The organism is Streptomyces sp. NRRL S-350, assembly GCF_000719705.1.
Lineage (GTDB): Bacteria > Actinomycetota > Actinomycetes > Streptomycetales > Streptomycetaceae > Kitasatospora.
The window spans coordinates 16,597-36,928 of sequence record NZ_JOHO01000046.1; the positions used below are offsets into that span (position 1 = coordinate 16,597).

At 67.1% G+C, this 20,332-nt stretch carries 23 protein-coding genes; 1 reads left to right on the forward strand and 22 read right to left on the reverse strand.

The window, feature by feature from the left end; translation table 11 throughout:
- Positions 1-9: 9 nt before the first annotated feature.
- From IF30_RS48145 to IF30_RS0129755, 18 genes are all read right to left on the reverse strand, one after another.
- Entirely contained in the window at positions 10-168 is a 159-nt protein-coding gene (locus tag IF30_RS48145; protein WP_158835576.1) for a hypothetical protein, read from the reverse strand.
- Positions 165-989, reverse strand: a complete 825-nt coding sequence (locus IF30_RS44030) for a sigma-70 family RNA polymerase sigma factor (RefSeq protein WP_030244166.1) — start codon at positions 987-989, stop codon at positions 165-167. Before IF30_RS44030 ends, IF30_RS48145 begins: the two co-directional genes overlap by 4 nt.
- Positions 990-1,194: 205 nt before the next feature.
- The gene (locus IF30_RS0129675) at positions 1,195-3,045 is read right to left on the reverse strand and encodes a DNA polymerase (protein WP_030244167.1); all 1,851 of its coding nucleotides are present in this window, start codon (positions 3,043-3,045) and stop codon (positions 1,195-1,197) included.
- Between the two features lie 66 nt (positions 3,046-3,111).
- Complete coding sequence (locus tag IF30_RS0129680) at positions 3,112-5,511, reverse strand: phage/plasmid primase, P4 family (protein ID WP_199807952.1); 2,400 nt, start codon at positions 5,509-5,511, stop codon at positions 3,112-3,114.
- 22 nt (positions 5,512-5,533) lie between these two features.
- Positions 5,534-6,058, reverse strand: a complete 525-nt coding sequence (locus IF30_RS0129685) for a hypothetical protein (protein ID WP_030244170.1) — start codon at positions 6,056-6,058, stop codon at positions 5,534-5,536.
- A gap of 263 nt (positions 6,059-6,321) precedes the next feature.
- Positions 6,322-6,456, reverse strand: a complete 135-nt coding sequence (locus IF30_RS50380; protein ID WP_267884574.1) for a hypothetical protein — start codon at positions 6,454-6,456, stop codon at positions 6,322-6,324.
- Between the two features lie 274 nt (positions 6,457-6,730).
- Positions 6,731-7,231, reverse strand: a complete 501-nt coding sequence (locus IF30_RS45725; protein ID WP_051711499.1) for a DNA cytosine methyltransferase — start codon at positions 7,229-7,231, stop codon at positions 6,731-6,733.
- A 59-nt stretch (positions 7,232-7,290) separates the two neighbouring features.
- Positions 7,291-7,992 (reverse strand): hypothetical protein, encoded by a 702-nt coding sequence (locus tag IF30_RS0129705; protein ID WP_030244177.1) that lies wholly within the window; start codon positions 7,990-7,992, stop codon positions 7,291-7,293.
- Between the two features lie 143 nt (positions 7,993-8,135).
- Positions 8,136-8,975, reverse strand: coding sequence for a hypothetical protein (locus tag IF30_RS0129710; RefSeq protein ID WP_030244179.1), 840 nt, complete (start codon positions 8,973-8,975; stop codon positions 8,136-8,138).
- Between the two features lie 228 nt (positions 8,976-9,203).
- Positions 9,204-9,413, reverse strand: a complete 210-nt coding sequence (locus IF30_RS0129715) for a hypothetical protein (RefSeq protein WP_030244180.1) — start codon at positions 9,411-9,413, stop codon at positions 9,204-9,206.
- A gap of 58 nt (positions 9,414-9,471) precedes the next feature.
- The gene (locus IF30_RS0129720; RefSeq protein ID WP_030244182.1) at positions 9,472-10,479 is read right to left on the reverse strand and encodes a hypothetical protein; all 1,008 of its coding nucleotides are present in this window, start codon (positions 10,477-10,479) and stop codon (positions 9,472-9,474) included.
- Positions 10,480-10,655: 176 nt separating this feature from the next.
- Complete coding sequence (locus IF30_RS0129725; RefSeq protein WP_051711501.1) at positions 10,656-11,225, reverse strand: hypothetical protein; 570 nt, start codon at positions 11,223-11,225, stop codon at positions 10,656-10,658.
- The gene (locus IF30_RS0129730; RefSeq protein WP_030244185.1) at positions 11,222-11,440 is read right to left on the reverse strand and encodes a hypothetical protein; all 219 of its coding nucleotides are present in this window, start codon (positions 11,438-11,440) and stop codon (positions 11,222-11,224) included. The genes IF30_RS0129725 and IF30_RS0129730 overlap by 4 nt, the downstream gene beginning before the upstream one ends.
- 97 nt (positions 11,441-11,537) lie before the next feature.
- Positions 11,538-12,347 carry a peptidoglycan-binding protein gene (locus tag IF30_RS49745; protein ID WP_030244186.1) on the reverse strand — a complete coding sequence of 270 codons (810 nt, stop codon included), beginning with the start codon at positions 12,345-12,347 and terminating at the stop codon, positions 11,538-11,540.
- A gap of 70 nt (positions 12,348-12,417) precedes the next feature.
- Positions 12,418-13,797 carry a collagen-like protein gene (locus IF30_RS0129740; protein ID WP_051711503.1) on the reverse strand — a complete coding sequence of 460 codons (1,380 nt, stop codon included), beginning with the start codon at positions 13,795-13,797 and terminating at the stop codon, positions 12,418-12,420.
- 64 nt (positions 13,798-13,861) lie between these two features.
- Positions 13,862-14,128, reverse strand: a complete 267-nt coding sequence (locus tag IF30_RS0129745; RefSeq protein WP_158835579.1) for a hypothetical protein — start codon at positions 14,126-14,128, stop codon at positions 13,862-13,864.
- 9 nt (positions 14,129-14,137) lie between these two features.
- Positions 14,138-14,941 (reverse strand): hypothetical protein, encoded by an 804-nt coding sequence (locus IF30_RS44040; protein WP_158835582.1) that lies wholly within the window; start codon positions 14,939-14,941, stop codon positions 14,138-14,140.
- Positions 14,925-15,980, reverse strand: a complete 1,056-nt coding sequence (locus tag IF30_RS0129755) for a hypothetical protein (protein WP_030244193.1) — start codon at positions 15,978-15,980, stop codon at positions 14,925-14,927. The genes IF30_RS44040 and IF30_RS0129755 overlap by 17 nt, the downstream gene beginning before the upstream one ends.
- A gap of 243 nt (positions 15,981-16,223) precedes the next feature.
- Between IF30_RS0129755 and IF30_RS0129760 the strand changes: the two genes are divergently transcribed.
- Positions 16,224-16,739 carry a hypothetical protein gene (locus IF30_RS0129760; protein WP_037901607.1) on the forward strand — a complete coding sequence of 172 codons (516 nt, stop codon included), beginning with the start codon at positions 16,224-16,226 and terminating at the stop codon, positions 16,737-16,739.
- A 24-nt stretch (positions 16,740-16,763) separates the two neighbouring features.
- Here IF30_RS0129760 and IF30_RS0129765 read toward each other — a convergent pair whose 3' ends face one another.
- The 4 genes from IF30_RS0129765 to IF30_RS0129780 all read right to left on the reverse strand — a co-directional run bounded on the left by IF30_RS0129765 (position 16,764) and on the right by IF30_RS0129780 (position 20,328).
- Positions 16,764-17,549 carry a hypothetical protein gene (locus IF30_RS0129765; RefSeq protein ID WP_030244196.1) on the reverse strand — a complete coding sequence of 262 codons (786 nt, stop codon included), beginning with the start codon at positions 17,547-17,549 and terminating at the stop codon, positions 16,764-16,766.
- A 43-nt stretch (positions 17,550-17,592) separates the two neighbouring features.
- Positions 17,593-19,782 (reverse strand): phage tail tape measure protein, encoded by a 2,190-nt coding sequence (locus IF30_RS0129770; RefSeq protein ID WP_030244197.1) that lies wholly within the window; start codon positions 19,780-19,782, stop codon positions 17,593-17,595.
- An 88-nt stretch (positions 19,783-19,870) separates the two neighbouring features.
- Positions 19,871-20,056, reverse strand: coding sequence for a hypothetical protein (locus IF30_RS0129775; protein WP_030244198.1), 186 nt, complete (start codon positions 20,054-20,056; stop codon positions 19,871-19,873).
- The gene (locus IF30_RS0129780; RefSeq protein ID WP_030244199.1) at positions 20,056-20,328 is read right to left on the reverse strand and encodes a hypothetical protein; all 273 of its coding nucleotides are present in this window, start codon (positions 20,326-20,328) and stop codon (positions 20,056-20,058) included. The genes IF30_RS0129775 and IF30_RS0129780 overlap by 1 nt, the downstream gene beginning before the upstream one ends.
- Positions 20,329-20,332 lie beyond the last annotated feature (4 nt).

Consider the following 20,332-nt stretch of genomic DNA (forward strand, 5'->3'; position numbering starts at 1 on the left):
ACGTTCCTCCTACGGGTTGTGAAGTTCGGCGATCAGGTCGACGGCGGCTTCGGCGGCCATATCGACGGTGGCGACAGTCCGCCCGTCGGGGGCTCGAAGGTGCATCTCCACTCGTCGCCCGTACCGGACGAGTTCGACGCTGCCGCCGTCCGGCGTCCGGAGCGTCACGCGGCCTTCTCCCACAGCACGCGGAACCTGTCCTTGCCCTTGCTCCGGATGACGGAGATCCGGGCCCGCGGGATGCCCATGTCCCGGGCAAGCTCGTCGTCGTGCTCGGTGCCGTAGTACCCGACGGGGTCAATCCCCGTGAGCGCCTTGAGCACGTGGCCTTGCTGCTCGCCCATCCGGTCAAGGGTGGCGTGGACGCGTTCCCGGGTCTGCTCCCGGCGGTCCCGCTCGAAGTCGGACGGCTCCAACAGGTCCATCGGGACGGCCAGCCGATCGGCCAGCCACTCCCCGATGGTCCGCACGCCACCCGCCTCTTCGCCGGGGAAGACATTGCCGGTCGTGGTCAAGGGGGCTTCCAGGTACCGAACGCCCTGATATGACAGCCGCGCTGCGTACGCCGCATCTTCGCTCATCCTGCGAGCACCCATGGCTTCGGTCGTGGTGGCCAGGAACTCCGCCTCGTACGGGTCGCCTCCGGCGAGCGACAGCGCCCGTTCGAAATCCGCTGCCGCTTGCCGGCTCACGCCCTGGCGGGTCTCCGTCTTCCGCTCGTCCGACATGGCGCCGCACAAGGTGCGGTCGATGAAGGTGAAGAACTCCGCCACGGTCTCCCCGCGGAATCGGCTGATCGCCTCCCAGACGGTGATCCGACCGACCTGGGCAAGGTCGTCCACAAGCTCCGGATCGACCCGGCCACCGGTCGACGCGTACCGGCGGGCAAGCTGGACGACCCGCTCTTCGGTGGCCTTCACCATCGCGGTGACGGCGTCCAGGTCATTGTTCTGCGCGTCGCGGATCTGCTGCTCGGTCAGGTCGATCACGGCATCCCCCTGGGCTCGTTCTTGGTTTCGCTCCCCCTAGAGCGCAAGGACTTCCCGCACGTCACTGCCGGTCGGTCCTTCACGAACGAACCTAGGAACAAGATCGGGCCGCGTCACGTGATGTTGCCGGGCCGGTATCGGCCGGAGCCCTGGTTCATCCCTGGGTAGGACAGGCCGCTCCGGCCGTTACCTTGCCGTGATCCGATCAGTAGTCGGCGCCGTACAACGAGCCCCAGGACCGTCCGCCGATCTCCGCATCGGCCGTGATGGGCACGCCGTACAGGCTCATGGTCATGCACTTCTTGTACACCCGCGCATACTCCTTCGCCTCCTTCGCGGGCACCGACGCGAGCAGTTCGTCATGAATCGGCAAGAGCGTCGTATCGAGAAGACCGGCTTCGTGGACGTTCAGGATCGCCTGCCCCAGAAGGTCCCGACCCGCCGACTGGCACAAATAGTTCGTGACTGCATAGACCCGGTCTCGGTCCAACGGCAACCGGCGACCGGTCGCGCTGACCGCCACCATCCCGTTCGCACGGGCCTCCCGCTGCCATCGTGCGGTGCTGCGCCGAATCTCCGGATACAGCCGGTCGTAAGCCGCGACGGCCCGCCGGATCTCCTCTTCACTGGCACCCGTCTGCCTGGCCAGGGTCCGGACTCCGCCGCCGTAGACCTTCCCGAACCCGGCACCTTTGTAGAGTTTTCGATCTTCCTTCGTCGCGTTCGGCCCCTTGACGAGCTGGGCCGTGAACATGTGGATATCGAAGCCCGATCCGCCGCTCACGAAGCCGTCGACCATACGCCGGACCTTGGCCAGGGCGGCCAGAACCCGCATCTCCACGGCCTGAAAGTCGGTGCTCACCACGACGTGACCTTCGTCGGCGAGAAGGCAGCGCCTCACCATGTAGTCGCTGGAGGGGAGTTGGTGGACGAGCGGCACCCCCATGCGTCCCGTCCTGGCACCCAGCGTGTTGATACTCGCGTGGTAGCGCCCGTCATCCCCGACGGCCTTGAGGAAGCCACCCGCGTAAGCGCTCTTCCACTTGCTCGCCCTCTTCGCGTGAAGCACCGCCTCCGCCAGGGCGTTCGGTGTCCGAGAGCCGATCCGCTCCCACCGCATGTCCCGGTCGGCCAGCGAGAGAAGAACGGCCTTGTCCACCCTGACGGCACCGGATGCGGTCCGCTCCGTCAGCGTCTCGCCCATGCCGGCCAACGCTTCGGCAATCTGCCGCGTGGCGTGTACCGACTCCACTCCGTACCGCGCGGCCTTCTCCGCGAATTCCTCGGCCTCCCGGCCAAGGGCGACGTCCAGCTCCCTCGTGTACTCGGCGTCCAGGATGATCCCGCGGCGCTGCATGATCGTGCAGATCCGGGCCAACTCGTGCTCGTACTCGGTGAGCGCGTCACGGACGCCTAGCCGCTCCAGCTCGAACGTCAGGATCGGGTCCAGCCGTGCAGCAAAGATCGCGTCGAGACCGCCGTAGAGGTTGAACGTCGGGTCGTCCAGGTCGATCTTGGCGAAGCCGTTCGCCTTCGTCAGCCCGTGCGCGCGGAAGACCTGAACAAGGTCGGCCTGGGTGTCCGGCGCCAACGGGTCGACGTACAGCGCGCACAAGGGCTTGAGCGCGGTCCCCTGCCCGCCTTCCTGAGGCTGCCGTGGGTCGATCAGGGCAGCCTTGATCCGGGTGTCGGTCGTGCGCGGCGCCAACGACTCGATCTTGATTCCTGCGCATCGGTCCAACACGGCCCAGTCATACGGCGCGTTGTGGATCACGAACCGGCGGACGTTCTCCAGCGCCCGACGGGCGACGTCGGCGAAGAGCGCGCCGCGCTCCCAGTGGATCACCCAGGCCGTGGAGCGGTCCCCGAACTGCACTGTCCTGAGACGGAAGTCGGCACCATAGATCCCCAGGCCGGTGGTCTCCGTATCCAGCCCGACCGGTCCGCGGGCGTCCGCCTCCCGGACCCAGTCAAGGAACGCGCCCAGGTCGTCCGCGTCCTGCGGCACGTGGACGGTGACGGTCTCCCCCGCGACCGCGTGACGGTAAGTCTTCATCTCTCCCCCCGGAGATGCCGAAGGGCTCACGGATTACGTAATCCGTGAGCCCCGTTCGGTGTGCTGTCAGCCCGTGAAGATCCCCGGAGCGTCAGCCGGTTCGGCAGCCGGCAGCCGGAGCCCGACGAGCCCGACCCCCTTCGCCGTCTTCTTCCGTGGAATCCCCCTCTCTTCCATCGCGTCGTAGAAGGCGCGCCGCGTCCACTTCTCCTTCGACGGCAGGTTCTCCTGTTCCGCCCAGTCCAGGTACGCGTTGAACGCGTCCGTCCCGTTCATCACGTCCGCGTCCGTGCCGCGCTCCAGCACACCCGGGAAGAAGCCCGCCAGGGCGTCCGACGTCTGCCGGAAGTCGTCGCTGGCGCCGGTGACTTCGGCCGGGTCCATGAGCCCTTCGCGGTACCACTGGGCGGCGCCGCGGACAGCCCATGCCGCGATGCCTTCGGCTTCGGCCTGGAGCTTGGCGTCTAGGCCGTGGTCCCGCTCTTCCGGGGCGAACCAGCGCCGGAACGGCACGAGCCGCACGCGTCGCCAGAGCCCTTCGTCCTGTCCGCGCAGCCTGGGCCGGTGGTTGGTCGCCAGGACGAGAAGGAAAGACGGCCGGTAGGAAAAGAACTCCTTCCGCAGGAATCGCGCGGTCACTTCGTCCTTGCCCGTGACCCGCTTCAACACGGCTTCGCTCATGGGCTTGCCGCTCTCACCTTCGGACGCGAAGACGAGCCGGGCCGCCCGGAGCGCGGCCACGTCGTTGGGGATGCCACCGTTGTTCTTCTCTTCGAAGGTTGAGAACGGGGTGGTTTTCGAGATGGCCCCGAAGACCCGAGTCAGGGTGTCGGTCAAGACCGACTTCCCGTTCGCGCCTTTACCCCAGGCGACCACGAAGACCTGTTCGTCTGCGCTGCCGGTGATGCCGTACCCGATGAGCCGCTGTATGTACGCGGGCATCTCTGGCATGCCCGGGAAGACCTCCTGAAGGAAACTCTCCCAGCGCGGCGCCTTCGCCTCCGGCCGGTAGTCGACATCGAGGCAGTACGTCAGCATGTCCGCCGGGTCATGTGGGCGGAGTGTCCCCGACCGAAGGTCGACGGTCCCGTTGGCGAAGCTCAGAAGCTCCGGCCGGGCGTCGAAGTCGGACGCGTTCACGTGGACTGTCGGGACGCTCCGCAGCTCCGTCAGCAACGCGTCTATTCTGGCCGTCATGGTGAAGCCGCGTGCGCTCTTGACGTCGCCGGCCAGGACGAGCGCGGCGCCCATCCGGTGGATTTCCTGCCTCACCTTGTGGGCGTTCTGCTCCCAGACCTTGCCGTTCCACACGTAGTAGCCCAAGCCCGGCGCGTAGCGGATTCGGCCCTGGGTCCATGCTGTCAGCGCGTGCGCGTTCATGGCGTCGCTCTCGCCGTAACGCCCGACGAGCCCCGCCAGAATACGGGCAGCTTCGGCGCCCTGGTCTCCGGTGACCGCGTCGGCCCCGGTGCGCGCGGTGAGTTCGGCGTTCACGGCCTGGGCATCCGCGTCGCCCCCGACTGGCACGGGACGAGCTGCCTTGACCGCGGCATGGAAGGCGCCGGGGAAGGCGTCCGGGTCGATCTCCCGCCACCGGGTGACGTCGGACTTAGCGCCGTGGTCCGGGATCGGGAGAGCGTGAACCGTGATGCCGTACGGACGGAGTCCTTCCGCCAGGGCCCGGTTGAACGCCCGCCCCGCGTCGTCTCTGTCTCCGGCAGCGATCACGTGGGAACCCCGAAGACCGGCGGCCAGCTCCTCGATCAGGTCCGGGTTGCTCGCCAACGACGCACCGCGCACCATCACGGCGTCGTAGCCGACCCCCACCGAAGTGAGCCCGTCGCCGGGGCCTTCGGTCACGATTGCGGTTCCGTAGCCTCCCTGCCCACGAAGAACCCCGTACATTCCCCAGCGGGCGCCCCGCGGATTGAGCAGTCCCACCCAGCGGCCGGGGCAGTCGCCGGTGAGGTCCCGCCCTTGTAGGCCGTGGACGACTCCACCGAACGAGCGGAACGGCACGGTCAGTCGGGGGTACGCGAGAAACGCGCGACTCCGCCACTTCAGACCGGGAATCGTCTCCCCGTCGTCCACGCCCACGTCCAGGTCCCGGCAGGTGTCCAGATCGAGCCCGAAGCGGTCCCTGGCGTACCGCGCGGCCCGGGTCGACCACTCGTCGTCCTGCTTGCCCAGGACGGTGACCGTGTGGTCCACGTAGTCCGCCAGGGCGGCGGTCGGACCGGGTCCGACGAGCGACGGGCGTTCAGCCGGCACGGTGATCGCGTCGCCCCGGACGTCGAAGAGGTCCGACCAGCCAAGCCCCACGGCCTGGCGGACGTCGTCGGTCGCGCAGCCTGCCCGGCAGCTCAGCCGAACCTTGCGGTCGTCGCCGACCCAGATCCGCAGTGACGGCCGGGAATCGCCGTGGGCCGGGCACCGGGCGAGGTAGCCGTCCGGCTGCTCGCTCACGTCAGCGAACTTGGCGAGTAGGTCAGTCAGTTGCACGAGATCCCCCCATCTCGTTCCGTACGTCGGCCAGTAGCACGGCGAACCGCTCAAGGTCGGTGGTCGCGTACCACTTGCCGGTATCGAGTCCGCGCACGGTGAACGTGAAGCGGTACCGGTCGTAGAACTCCCTGGCGCTCAGGCCCAGGACGAGCCGCACGCGGCTCCACGTCCGAACGCCGAAGTGCACCTTGCCCGCACGGACGTTCGCGCGACGGAGCTTGTGGACCACGACTCCGAAGGGGAAGCCCGCGTGGTTGGCTTCGGCTTCGGCCTGTCGAATCCAGGTGGGGACCGTCGCCTTGGCAACGTCCTTCGCTTCCAGCACGAACGGCACCGCGTGGACGTCGCCCACGTCCCGGCTGCCTTCCTGAGCCACGCGCCGGACGTTCAGGCCGTTGAACGGGTTGAGCAGCTTTCCCTTCTCGTCCACGAGCCCCAGCACCTTGTTCAGGAAGTCGCGGATGCTGGACTCCCAGCTCGTCCCCTGCCGCTTGTTCGGGTTAGCCACGGGTCCACCGGGCGTCCGCCCCACGACCGACGGCAGCGCCGATCGCCTCCGTGTACCGCGCCCAGTCGTCACGCTCCTCAGCCCCGGGAAGGAGGAGAATCACGTCCCCTTCGCCCAGCGCGCGCACGTCGCCCAGTGCCGGGGCGTGCTCCCGGTCGATCCCTCGAATCATGTCGTCCCCCCGTCCGCCACGGATTACGTAATCCGTGACAGCAAAAGGGCCGGACCACCCCGGAGTTGGGAGTGATCCGGCCCGCTCTCTGTTAGTTCTGGCGGGTCTCCCCGGCTGGACCGTCGTCGGCGTACTCCAGCAGGTGCTTGTACGCCACATAGGCCTGTTGCGGGCTCACGCCGTTGCCGACCGCCTTGAGCTGCTGCCCCCTGCTCAAGTCGGGCACGTCGGTGACCCAGCCGGCGGCCAGGCCCATCAGCCATTCGGCGAACTTCGCCGTCAGCCGGATGCCCCCGCGGGGCCCGCGCTCGGTCGGGGCCGGGGCAGCTCGTCCGAAGATCCGTTCCCAGCGCCGGACGGCGGGCAGGTAGTCCCCCCACCATGAGGCAGGAGAATGACGAGCGTCCGAAGGTTCAGACCACCCTTCCGCGCCGGGCTCGTCCCCGGTCCCCCCAAGCCGTCGCTGGCGGTCGGCGTGGGGAAGAAGAAAACAAGTTTCGTCAGCGAGTGTGGCTCCGTGGGGCTGGCTTCTGGAGTTGGCAGACTGCCCCCCCCCCCCCCCCCCCCCCCCCCCCCCCCCCCCCCCCCCCCCCCCCGCCCCCCCCCCCCCCCCCTTCGGCCAGTCCCCCGAGTACTTCCGCAAGCCCGCGGCGCCGGATCGCAGCGACATTTTCCAGGAAGACGAGTTCGGGTCGAAGACGGCGAACCGCTTCCAGGACCGTGAACCAGAGTGCCGATCGCTCATCTTCCAACCCCCTCCGGAGTCCCGCGTTGGAGATCCCTTGGCACGGGAAACCGGCGGTCAACACGGTGACTTGGCCGTCCAGCTCTCCCCAGTCGATCCCGGTGATGTCCCCCAGGTTGGGAGCGTCCGGGAACCGCTCCGCGAGGATCTTCGACGCGAACGGGTCAATCTCCGCGACCCAGCCGACGCGTTCGCCGGTCAGATGCTCCACGGCCAGGCCGAGCCCGCCGTAGCCGGAACAAAGCTCCAGAATCACGCTGCCCCCTCCCCGAGACAGGCAGGGGCCCCAGGGCGAACCCCGAAGCCCCCGGCTCGTCAGAACTTCGGGTCGGCCACCGCGTCGTTGTAGGCCTTGAGCACCTTCACCGTGGGCCGGTAGTACGAGACGTCCCGGCCCTTCTTCGTGGTGTACTCCACCAGCGTCAGCGTCAGCTCAGCCAGCGCCGGAGCACCGACCTTCGTCAGCGCGTTGTCCAGGACGTGAAGCTCCTCGGCGAGCTTCCAACTTCCGGTTGAGAAACGGAACTTGCCAAGCTCCGGATCATCCGCCAGGGCGAACGTGATGCTGATCGAGGGCGACGGACCCATGAAGCGCTTCGCGAGCGCCTTACGCTCCTCCATGAGCTGCGGGCAGCCGCACACCTGCCCCTTCTGCTCATCCGGAGACAGGAACTCCACGCCGTCACAGTGGTGCACGAGCGTGCTGCGGTTCCACAACTTCATATCCGACGTCACCGACTCCGGACCGTCGATCACGACCAGGACGGTCGCCTTGTCGGTCTGGACTTCGACGTTGCGGACCGCCTCCGAGTGCTCGTCGACCACCGCCACACCGCCCAGCAGCTCCGCGACCGCCTCACCCACCGACGGGTCGTCCGTGGTGATCCGCCACGCCGACAGCGCGACCGGCGTGCCGTTCTCGTCCTGCTTGCCGGAGTGGAACCGGCCAACCGTCTCGTCCACGAAGCTGCCCTTCGGCAGCGCGTCCGGATCGGTCTCGAAAATGCGAAGCGCCATGCTCCAACCCCCCCATACTCGTTCGGACGTTGGAAGAGGGAGGGCCACACTCGCGGACGACGGATTACGTAATCCGCGACCACCCACCGGCCCCCCTGCTGCCCCGCCCTCTTCCACCCCCTCTAGAGCGCGACGACTTCCCGTCAGCCCGACCGGCGCTGAGTGCCCGTCACGATTCGCTTGGCGCTGGACGCGATGGCCTTGCCGATCACGGTCTTCGAGACGTCGCGGTCCCAGTCGAAGACCCGCCGAAGCGCCAGGAAGAAGGAGAAGACCTCTTCGTCCACCTTGACCGGCTTCAGCGCCCAGCCGTCCGGCGTGATGTGCAGCACCGCGGCGCCGTCGATCTCCGGCATGGGCACGGAGCTGCCGTCCGGGGCGATCAGACGGTCGGCCATGGCGTACGCGGTGAGCTGGAGCGCGACGTCCGCGTACGTGGCTGCGCTGGTCTTCCAGTCGACCATGAGCACCACGGCCTGGCCGGAGCGGTCCGGGGTCGGGTTGCCGGCTTCGTCCAGCCACACCCTGATCAGGGCGTCGAACGAGCCCGCGTACTCGTGGCGGTCCGACCACGCGACGTCTTCGGCCCGGATCAGCTCCGGGGCTACGGCGGCCAGGAAGTCCAGGAAGAGCACCTTGTAGGGCTCAAGGTCCGGGTGGACGGCGCCGACGTGCTCACCGCGGATCAGCCGCTCGAACAGGTCGTGCGCCAGGGAGCCGACGTCCGCCCTGATCCGGGTGTAGCGGGACGCCGCCCCCTTCAGGTAGTCGACGGCTCCGGCCCTGTCCCGGGCTGCCATCTGCTCCACGAACGGGAGTGAATCGACGGCAAGTTCGGCCGTCAGCCGGGCCGCCCAGAACTGAAGAAAGCCCTTCGGCAGCATGTTGATCACGGACGTAACTCCCGGGTACCGGACGTCCGGCCGATCGGTCAGCAGATAGAAGCGGCTGCCTCCGCGCTTGATAGTGCGCACTGCGCCCATGGAACCCCCCTCAGGGTCGTGTGGATCGGTCACTCAGGGGGAGAGCGCAAGGACTTCCGGACGGCTGGTGGTTTGGCGTTTGGGCGGTCGGTTCCGGCTTGCTATAGGGATCTCTTAGGGATGTTGAGATTGGGCACCAAAACACCACTTCACCATCCCCGAACCTGCCGCTGGGCATGGAGAAGCCCCGCCCGACCCGGGGAGGTCGAACGGGGCTGCGGGGGACCGCTAGTCAGCGACTTCGGTGACCCGGTACTCGAAGCCCTTGAACACCAGGGATTCGCCGTCCCGCAGTACGGCTAGGGCGTCTTCCTCGCTGCCCTCCCAGCCGTGCGCCTTGATCAGTACGAAGAGCTGCCGTGCTGCCATGTCGGCGGTGTCGAAGGTGCGGCTGCCCCGTGCCGGCTGGCCGACCCTTCCGGCGTCTGCTCTGAACACGCGTCTTCTCCTAAGGAGCGGGCCCCGCCCAGGCGAACCCGGACGGGGCAAGGGTTGATCAGAGCGTGGACTCGAAGCCGTCCATGAGCGACTTGAACTCTGCAAGCATCTGCTTCAGCGCCGCCTTCCCGTCGTCGTCCAGCTTCGCGGAACGCTTCTCTGCGGCGGCAAGCTGGGCCTTCGCCTTCGCGAAGTTGAGTTCGATGAACTCCAACGGAGTCCGCTTCTCGTCGTCGCCGTCGCCGTCTCCACCGTCGGAGCCACCCTCCAACTCACCCTTCCGGGAAGCGGCCAGTGCATCCTTCTTCAACTCCGTCGGCATGCTGTAGAACTTCTGGGCAGCCTGGCCAACCGGGAGATCGGGGTAGGCGGCGACCGCCTTAGCGAAGATCTGACGGTCTTCGTCGGTGGGGTTGGCGTCGATCTCCGCCATCTCCAGCACAAGGGCATTCTGGCGCTGGTTCTTGATCGCAACGGCGAGACGCTGAACGGCAGCAGCCTTCTTCTCCATGTCGGCGGCTTCGTCGGCGGTCGCGTCGTCAGAGGCGCGGAACTTCTCCCCAGCAATGCGAAGAATCTCGGCAGACCGCTCCTTGTTGGGCTTCAGGCGCCCCGGCCAGTCCGGGTCACCGTCCTTGTTCGTGATCTGGATACGAGCACGAAAGTCCTGGCGAGCGATCCGCAACGCAAGTTCGTGAGTCTGGAGTTCCAGGGTCACGCCGTCTGCGAGAACCTGGGCGATCTCCTCGACCTTCTCCACCATGCCCGGCACGTCTTGGTAGCGGGTGGTAGCAAGGGACACCTTGCCGACCAGGGCCACGGCCTTGCCGGGGTTCGCGGCCCTCTCCTTAGCGGCCTTCCTCGCGGCAGCCCACTCCTCACGCAGCTCCGCCTGAAGCGCCCGAACCCCCTTGCCGCTAAGCGCATTGATCTGCCCGTCGACCTTCCCCCCCAACGCGGTAACGCCCTGCTCATCCCCCTTGGCAACCAGCCCGTTCACGCGCTTGATCGCCTTACGGATCTTCTCGACCTGGGCGTCTCGGCCGGTGGCGGTGGTGGTGGTCATGCTGTCCTCTCCCCTTGAGTTTGAGCGGTTCGCGCTGTGCGAGCGCCCCGAGAAGCACACTACTGACGCACCGTCGGGTTGTGCAAGAAAAGTTCAGAAGTTGCGTCGCATGAGTCGCGGATTACGTAATCCGTGACAACGCAAAGAGCCCCCGCCGAAGCGGGGGCTCAGTGGGGTCAGCCGGTCGGCTTGACCAGTAGATCGGCCTGGGCATGGAGATCGGCGACGGTCCCGGCGTTGGCCACGGTGACGTCCACGGGGAAGTTGTCCAACTCCGTCTCGCTGACGTGCTCCCGTGTGCTGGCTCCGGGCCGTACGACCCGGACGAGCTTGAAGCCGCGGGCTCGAAGCGCCTGGGCTTCGTTAACGTACCGGGTGTCCGTGACGACGACCGGCAGCGACCACGGCGCAGCGACGTCCAGGCGCTCCAGCACGAGGTTCAGCCAGAAGTCCGGGTCGATGTCGCGGACGGCCTGGCCGAAGTTCTGGAGCGTGCGGCGCACCTCCGGCACGGTGGTCTTGGCCTTCTCCCAGCCGTGCCGCTCCACGACCTCCGACAGCCGTACGGGCAGGTAGCCGAAGTGCCCGGACTCCGCGGACACGATGGGATCGGCGGCTAGGGCGACGGCCCGAAGCGGATCGGCGAAGGCGACGCGGGTGTACGCGTGCTGGGCGACGAGCCGTTCCGCCAGAGTGTCCTTGCCGCTTCGGGCGCGCCCCAGCAGAGCAATGCCCGGCTGGATCACTCGCCTGCCTCGGACGGGACGGTGGTCTCAGCCGGCGGGGCGCTCTCCGGGGCCGGGCCGGTCACACGGTGCACCGCCTCACCGACACCCAGGGCCGCGGCGACCACGCCCAGGACGAGCGCGGACGGTAGCTCCGGGACGAAGTGGGCGACGAGCGCGAGTACGGCGACCGCCAGGGCGTACAGACGGGCAGCGTGGGTACGGACAAAGGTCATGCTGGTACCTCTCTCAGGTGGGTTGGTCGGCTCCGGCCGGAAGGGCTGGAGTCCATAGGCGAACGGCCAGTCGGGATCGGCGGGCGGGACGAGTCGGTCAGTTGTTGGGAACACGGAGTCGGTCCCACGAAGCCTGGCCAGGGATGCCGTCGGCGGCGCTGCCGGAGTAACCGCAAGCGCGCTGCCACGCGGCGTAGGAGCGCTGGTCCGCCGGGCCCCAGTCCGGGCCGGGACCGACGGAGTACCGGCCGCAGCCCTCTTCGACCAGTCGCTGACCCATGCGCGTGATCAGGTCGTCGCTCCGGCCCGACTGGAAGAACCACGCGCCGGGGAACGGGGCGACACCGCCATCGTCGCCGGAGCCGCCGGACGAGCCGCCGCCGTTGACCGCCGCAACGATGCCGGGGAACACCCGGTCGCGGAACTGAGCGGCGCGCACGTCTCCGGGGCAGGCGGTCCCGCCCTGGGACCACTGGGGGTACATCCGGTGGATGCCGAAGCCTGGGTCGGTCCAGCTCTGGCAGATGCGAAGCGGTACGCCGTGCTGGTTGTGCATCCACACGCCGATACCGATCAGAGCTTCGATCTGCGCGTCAGTCCACGGATCGCTGTGATCGAGGTTCGACGCGGTCTCCACCGAGACAGCGCCGGTACCGTCGTTGCGGCGGTTGGCATACATATTGGCATCGGCCCTGGTCTCAGTGCCGATGTACTGGTACACCTCACCGCCGAACCCGGCGTAGAAGTGCGATTCCAGGTTGGTGGAGTCGCGCCAGTACTGGTAAGTCCGCTCACCGGACCACGGGGCAGCGATCGAGTGGAAGATCACCTGAGTCGGGCGGATGGCCGGCTGGGCGTCGCTCTCCGGCTGGAGTTCGAGCTTTCGGGCATTCGGGTACCACGCCATGAAGTCCCCCTTGTTCTGGGCGTGAAGAAGCCCCGCAGGAAGTCCCGGCGGGGCTGAGTAGGTGGCGGTCTTAGAGGTTGGCGAGAGCCACGATCGGGATGTCGTGGTCGCCCTTGAATGCCGCTCCGCTGAGGTTCTGCGGGCAGTGGTCGATGCCGTCCAGGTACTTCTCCCGCTCGAACGCGGCGGACGGCATGAAGAAGTTGGCCGGGTTCGACGGACTCTCGTTGCCGACATGCATGTACGCGAAGTCCGATGCGCCGCCCTGTCGCAGCAGGAACGCCCCGTAGTACCGGCCCGGCTGAAGAAGCATGGTCTGGCCCAGCCACATCGGGACGGCCCCGATGTGGTTCGTCTTCGCGGGTGCCGACGTCCCGGGGAACTGACCGGCTGGGTCAAGCTGCCAGATGTCCCCGCTGTACATGATGATCTCGCCGGACTCGCGGTACAACGACGCCTCGAAGCGGGCATTGGGCGCAACCGCGGAGCCGCCCCAGCCGCGCGCGAAGACGCACAGATGGGACACGGCCGTGGGCTCCGTGACGTTGATGCCGGACACGTAAAGCCTGTTCAGCTTCGCGTACTTGATCGCCGTCGGGTTGGTCACCCCGGCGGGGTCGAGATTCCACGCCGCGAACCCCAACGCCTGGGGCGTCCAGGTGTTCCGTGCGACGGTCACGGGGAGCTGGGCGACAGGCAGCCGACTGGCGCCGTCCAACGTCGCCACACCGTTGGCTGCACCCCGGGTCTTCACGTCCACGTAGAGCGCCGACAGGTCCGGCAGGTTGGCGGCTGGCACCCTCCCGGACGAGTTCAGCGGGGCTACGCCACCAGCAGTACCCACAGCGGAGCTGGGGACGGCGCCCACGCTGGCCGCGTCCAGCTGGATATCCGGCCCCAGCTTGCCGTTCACGGAGTTCACCGACCCTGCTCCGGGGTCGCCCTTCGGGCCCTGGGGACCGACGTCTCCCTTGTCGCCCTTCGGGCCCTGGCTTCCGGCCGGTCCGGTGTCGCCCTTGTCGCCCTTCGGCCCCGGCACGGTCGACGCGGCCCCGGGGTCGCCCTTGTCGCCCTTCGGACCTTGAGCTCCGGTCTCGCCCTTGGGGCCAGGCACCGGCACGTAGGTGGGCGTCGTCGGGTCCGCGGGGGCAATGTCGGCAAGGTCGACGTCGGGCACGGCTTTCGGGGCGAGCATGGCGTAGGTGCGACTGCCGACGACCCCCGTCAGGTTCTCCCGGACGGAGTAGGACCACCCCGAAGGGTTCATGCCCGGTGAGTCGGTGGCGGGCAGCGTCGTTGCGAACCGTCCGGTTTCGTCCAGCACGGCGACGACCGGGCCGGCCACGAAGACGTCACTGTCGGCAAAGGTGAGCAGTGCCGGTGCCGTGAAGGTGACGGTTCCGGCGAGCGGGCGCCCGTCTGGCCCCAGGTATCGGCCGTGGACTCGCACGGTCGGGATGTTGGCCGGAAGCCCCGGCGGTGGCGTAGTCAAGGTCCCCCCGTCCCGTCACGGATTACGTAATCCGTGACTCGGTGTCGCTGCTCTTCCAGATGCTCCGGATCTCCGCACGGAGCTGCGCGTTCTCTCGTCGTAGCGCTTGGACTTCGGCGACAAGCCGCGCAACGTCTTCGTCCAGCCGTTCAGCACGGGCCCGGTACGCCTCCGCCTCCTCACGCCACGCGGCGTGGAGACCGGACTTCCAGCGCTGGAGACTGAAGACCGCGAAGACGACGACGGGCGCCAGGATCTCCGCCCCGCCCAGCGCTTCCGTGATGCTCACGGACACCCCCTAGAGGTTCATGACGGGCTCGTTCAGGTCCGGCGCGCGCACGGTCTTCCACTCCAGGTCGTAGGTCAACGTCCCGGTAGCCGTTGCGTCGGGAACGCGGGCGGCGGGAAGGCCAACGCAGTACTGCATGCCGGAGAGCTGGGCCTTCCCGTGCTCTCCCGGGACCGGATAGGTCAGGAGTTGGGCGCTGTACTCGGAGCCGTCCCGGGCCATCGGCGCATAGCGCCAAGTGCCGTCTTCCTCGAAGACGCCCCGATACTCCAGTGCATCCGTGCTAGCCGATTCGAGCCCGGCCAGGACCCACATCCGCGCCGTCGGGATCGGCTCCGGGCCGACCGCGTACCGGAGCTGGAGTTCCACGGTGTAGACGTCGGCGTCCCGGGCGTACTCCCAGCCGTGCGGGATGCCGTGAATCCAGCGGATCATGCCCGCCGCCAGGAACGGGTTCTCGTTGCCCACGAGTTGCCACGTGCTGGACGCGGACACCATGGTCTTCCCGCCGTCGCGGCCGTGCCGGAACGCAGCCAGCCGGATCTCTGGTTCTCGTCGTCCCTTGAGAACGTTGTAGGTGATGAACTTCGTCTCCAGCCGATCGAAGACCATGCCGGTCACGTCAGCGATCGATACCGCGTGCCACACGTTGTCAGCGATGGTGCCGCGGGCCGTCGGATCCCACTCCGCTACCGGGTAACGGTCGAAGGTATTGACCGGGGCCGGCGCCCGCTCCACGGCGGTCAAACGCCGTTGCATGTCGGCAAGTTCGGTCAGGAGCGACGGCGGGAGGGCGTTAACTGGGGATGGCATTGGAGAACAACTCCTTGTTGGCTAGGGCGAGTCCGATGGTCTCTCGGCCGTTGGTGTCGACTCCGGTCGTGCGCTCGGTCAACACGAACTCGTCAGCCAGGGCGACATATCCGGAGTCGGCGACGACCACGCACACGTCCCCCGGCAGGTAGTCCTGGGGCCGCACCCCGGGGTAGAGCGTCAGTGTCGGGATCGCCGTCGGAGCCCGGCCGGCGTTCACCGTCGACTGGGCCTTGGAGACCAGGTTCTCCGTCTCCTTGACATCGCCGTATGTCGTCACGATCTGCTTCGTCGGGATGCGCTCCACGAGCCCGCTGTTCTGCGCGACACCCACCAGCTTCTCCCCGGCCCCGTTGTCGGCACCGACCGCGTACGCGGCGGTAGCCAGGGCCGTGGAGTCGTACGTCACCTGCCGCACTTCGCAGTTGACGCCGTGCGTCAGGTAGTGCGTCGTTGCGCTGCCGGACCGGTCGGAGATCAGGAACCGGTTCCCGACAGTCTTCCGCGGCTCCTTCCAGTACGACTGGTAGCGGAAGTTGTAGCCGCCCACGTTGTCGGCCATCTGCTCCACGGCTTCCGCGACGTTCTTCAGCTCGTACTTCGTCCACTGCCGGGACCGCTTCCGCCCGGTGGGCTTCATCTCGTCCAGGTCGGTGTTCACCGCGTTGACCCGGTAGAGCCACGTCCGCAGCAAATCGGCTATGTCCCAGTCCTGGGCGTCGAAGCCGTCGACCATGTGACGGCCGCGGTAGTGACTGTGGTAGCCGGACGCCCCCAGGCTCAGCGTTCCGGCGGCAAGGTCCGCGGCAGCCGACCACAGAATCCCGCCCCACACCGGTTCGTCGTCGCGGACGGCCACGAGCCCGGAGCCGCCCGGGTAGAGCTTCGCCGCGTCGGCCTGGGGCGCGTTCAGCGGGATCGTGAACGTCGCCGTGCCCGCCTGGTTCAACGTCTCGGTGTACGTGATCGCGGCGGCCGGCAACGCGGCGACGACTTCGCCGGTCTTCAGCTTCGTCTGGAGCAATTCGTAGCGCGCCATGGGCTCACCTCCTCGGCTCCCCCTAGAGCGCAACGACTTCCCGCCAAGACAGCGCTCTGACTATCTCCGGTTGCTGAGCGGCCGCGAGGCGTCGCACACTGAAAATACGCATCCACCTGCCCGGCGGACCCCCTTCCGTCCTGAAGGTCCACCTGCACCCATTCCTCAGCAGGCGAGAGACGCTACCCGTTGTGATTTTTCGGACGTGGCAGCAGATCGCCAAATATCGGAGAATTGGACACCATGAAGCTGCTGACAGAAATCGAGAACGTAGTCGCCACCGGCAAGATGGTGACCTCGGCGAGCGACCAGACCATCATCGACCTCGTTAAGGCCGCAATCCTGAAAGACCTCTCTGCCTCGTTCTATCTGACGCGCGCGCAGGCTTACGCCGTTACCGAGTGGTATTGGACGCCGGAGCGAATCCAGCTTAGCGGGATCCGGCCGGTGCCCCATGGGGAATTCGAACGGATTCGAAGAGAACTAGGCGTAGAGCTCACAGACTTCAACTACGCGCCAATCAAATGCAGTTGTGGGCACATCTATGACGCGTTTGACTTCTTCCAACAGGGGATTCGGGAACACGGCCTCGAAGTCGTCAACTCGATATTTTCAATGACGGAGTCAACCCTCCTCCAGGTAAATCCGTCGTTCACCCCAATCTGCCCCGTCGACAACCAGAAATTGGAGGTTAGCCTAAGAGGTGGCGGAACGTACCGCTGCACGGATTACGGCGGGTGCTGCATAGGGGCTGTTTAAGGAATTCGCACAGTCCCTGCCCCGCTACTCCCAGGCTTCGCGCCACGTGGCGACGGCCGTTGCTTCCACGTCGCTGTTCTCGCTGACGAGCTTCAGCCGATGGTTCCCGGCTTCGTACTCCGGCCAGACGGAGCCCGGGGTCACGAGCCCGGTGATATCTTCGCCCGCCGACGACCGGACGATCTGGGCCACACCGTCCACGGTCACAGACCCGGTGTACGCGATGCCGAAGGTCTGCCCCGTCAGCTCGTCTGTCAGCACGGGGTTCGTCGCGTCGGTGATCTCAACGATCGGCCGGGCCGGCACGGAGCCCCGCTGAGTGAACACTGGCGATCCGGTGCGGGTGCTCACCCTCACCTTCCGCGACGACTCCGCGTAGATCTTCGGGTCCGTCGCATACAGCTCGAACGGCACCGTCGACACCCCGTAGGCGAAGGACAGGTCGATGGACCCGCCCCGCTTGCGCGGGCGCGCCTTGATGAACGCGCTCTCTCCGGCGGCAATCCCCGGGAAGCGGAACCTGAACGGCAGCTCCGGGCGCCCGACCCGAAAGGCTGCCGTCAGCGCCGCCCAAGCGGTGGAGAACTCCTCCGGCGTCCGCCCGTACACCTCGATCGTCAGCGTGACCGGCCGACCGTCAAGGATGTCGTCCCCCGGCCACCGCCCTTCGCGCTGGATGAGCACGAGATCGGAGGACCGGACGTCCGGCAGCGACAGAAGCCCGTCGACCTGGGCCAGGGACAGGGCGGAGTCGGGCGAGCCGATCACCAGCCCCGAGTACTCGCACGTCCACTCTTCCAACTCCCCCATGTTCCCCCCTTGTTGAGCTGTCACGGATTACGTAATCCGCGGCCTATCGCGGAGCCACCCGCAGCGCCCACGCGACTTCCCGACCGATCGCGAACGGGTCCGCGTTGGTCTGGACGTTGACCACGACTCCACCCCCAACCGGTGCCGCATGGTTGGGGATCACGTTCGATCCGCGCGGCAGGTTGACCCACTCCGGCCCACGCTCACCGACACGGGTGAGACCGCTTGCCGGTCCGCCCATGGCCCGGATCTTCGGGATCGGGTTGGGAGGCAGGTTGATCGAGAACGATCCCCACCCGATCTTGTCGGGGATGGCCCAGTTGAGAAGGTCGATCAGCCCGTTGATCGCTCCCTTGGCCGCCCCCCGGACGGCGTCCGCCAAGCTGGACGCGAAGCCCGCCAACTTTGACAGGCCGGACGAGATGCCGTCGATCACGACACCGCCGATTCGAGCCCCCGCGTCACGGACCGCCCCGGCCGCAGCGACGATCCTGCCCGGCAACGAAGTGAAGAAGTTGACCACGCCGTCCAGCCCGGCACGAGCCTTGTCCTGGACCCACTGGAACGCTGCCGCGGTCGCTGCCTTGATCGTCTCCCAGTGCTTGATAAGCAGTCCCGGCCCGGTGAAGTTCAAGAAGAGCCACACCACGAAGTCGACCGCTTGCTTGATCTTCGCAACTACCCAGTCCCAGGCTTCGGCCGTCCACTGCTTGACCTTGTCCCAGTTCTGCCAGATCAGCAGAGCCACCGCGACGACCGCGGCGATAACGAGCGCAGCCGGCCCGATGGCTATCAGCCATGCCGCGGCAATCCTGCCCGCTTGGACCAGGGACTCGGCACCCATCATGATCCACTGCCCGACGACGACCGCGCCGGAGACGGCCGCTTGTCCACCTGCCTTCACCCACCCGCCGACCACCGCCCAGTGAGCTACCACCTGACTGGCCGCTCCACCGGTCGCACTGGCCGTGCTCGTCGCCCAGGCCCACACGTTGGCCGCACCGGCCTGGGTGGAGGTGACCCCCCAGGCGACGAGCGACGGCAGCAGGATGACGCCAATTACCCCGGCGACGGCCGTGATCGGAGTCCGGTAGCGTGTTACGAAGTCGATGCCCGCGGAGACGGCCTCCCCCAGGGTGTGGAACTTCGCACTGGCCTTGTCGATCACCGGCAGCGCGTACCGGTCGACCACGTCCACGAAGACCTGTTGCGCCTGCCTGCCGAAGGCCGCAAGCCTCGTGCTGGCATTGTCGTTGAGCGTATTCCCGGCTTTTTCCGCAGCTCTGGCGACATCGCCCAGAGTTTTTACCGCCGTCTTCGGGTCCATGGCCGCGAGTGCGCTACCCAAATCCTCGGCTTGGGTACCGAAGAGGCCGACCGCGACCGTGTTTTTCTCGACCGGGTCTTTCAGTGCCCGCATCTTGTCGAAAACAAGTTGGGTCGCTTCGGCAGCCTTCGGGCCACCGGCCGCAATGGTCGCGGTCATCTGCTTGGCATTCAGGCCAAGCGCCTTATAGGCGTCCGCCGAACCGGTGGAGCCGTCAATCGCCCGGAGGCTGAATTCCTTGATCGCATCGGACGCCACGTCGGCATCGCGCGCACCGGCCTTGAGCGCCTGGTTCATCAGACCCAACGCCGTGGGACCATCCATTCCGACCTTTTTGAATTGGACGGAATATTCATTGAAGGTGTCCAACAGGTCTTCATTCGCATTAACGCCGAGCTGCGTTCCGCGAACGAGAATATCCATGGCCTGATCAAAGTCTTTGGCCATTCCCGTTTTGACCATTTGCCCGGCTGTTTTTGCCGTCGGACCCAGGTCTTCGCCCATAATTTTCGAGACGTTCAGCAGCTTGCCGCCGATACCCTCGATTTCCTGGGCGGTCGCTCCGGCCGGGACAAGCCCGCCCTGCCAAAGCGATTTCAAACCCTCGTTGATCTGCTCCACGGACTCGCCCAGACCGTCACCGAAGATCCGCCCGGCTGCCTGGCCCAGCGTCCGCGCCTGTTCCGGCGTCGCCCCGACCTGGGCGGCCAACAGGTCGTTGTTCTTGTCCCGGTCCAGAGCTTCCACGAGTCCGGCCGTGAGCCCCGCGCCGACGAGCCCGCCGCCGATGAGCGCAAGCTTCCCGGCCTTCTTCCCGAAGGACTCAATCTCCTTCGCCCCGTCGCCCAACTTCTCGGCAAGGTCGGTGATATCGCCCAACAGTGTGATCTTGATTGGCTTAGCCATACGCGGACCCCCCGATCCCCCGTACCTCCGCGTCGTGCTGCCAGCCGGCGGGGGCACCCCCCAGCGCCCACCGCCGACTGCTCCGCCGTCACGTCATGACCGGCGTCCTCCGCTCCCCACCCGGGCCCCGACGCGACCGCCCCTCCGCCCGCGCCTGCTCGTCCAGGTCTTCCGTCATCTGCTCCACGAGCGTGTTGAAGTCCCTCAGCGCCATGCCGCGCACGTCCGTCCAGGTGAGCCCCTGGTAGTGCTGGACGAGACGGGCGCAGGTCACTACGCGCTGAGCGCGGTAGGGTCCTTCGGCTTCGACTTCAGCGAGATCCGGAGCGCCCCGGCATCCTCGATCGAGAAGTCGGGATCGGTGCGTCGCTTCAGCACCACGGCCATGGCGCGCATCATCCGGCCCTTACGGGCTCCGGGCTGGGCCAGCGCGTCCAGCGGGCCGTCGATGATCTCTTCGATGGTCTCGATCTCCTCGATCGAGAGCGAGTCGATGTCGATCGACAGCAGCTCGCCCATGTCGTTGGCAGCGGCCTTCTTCACCATGCGG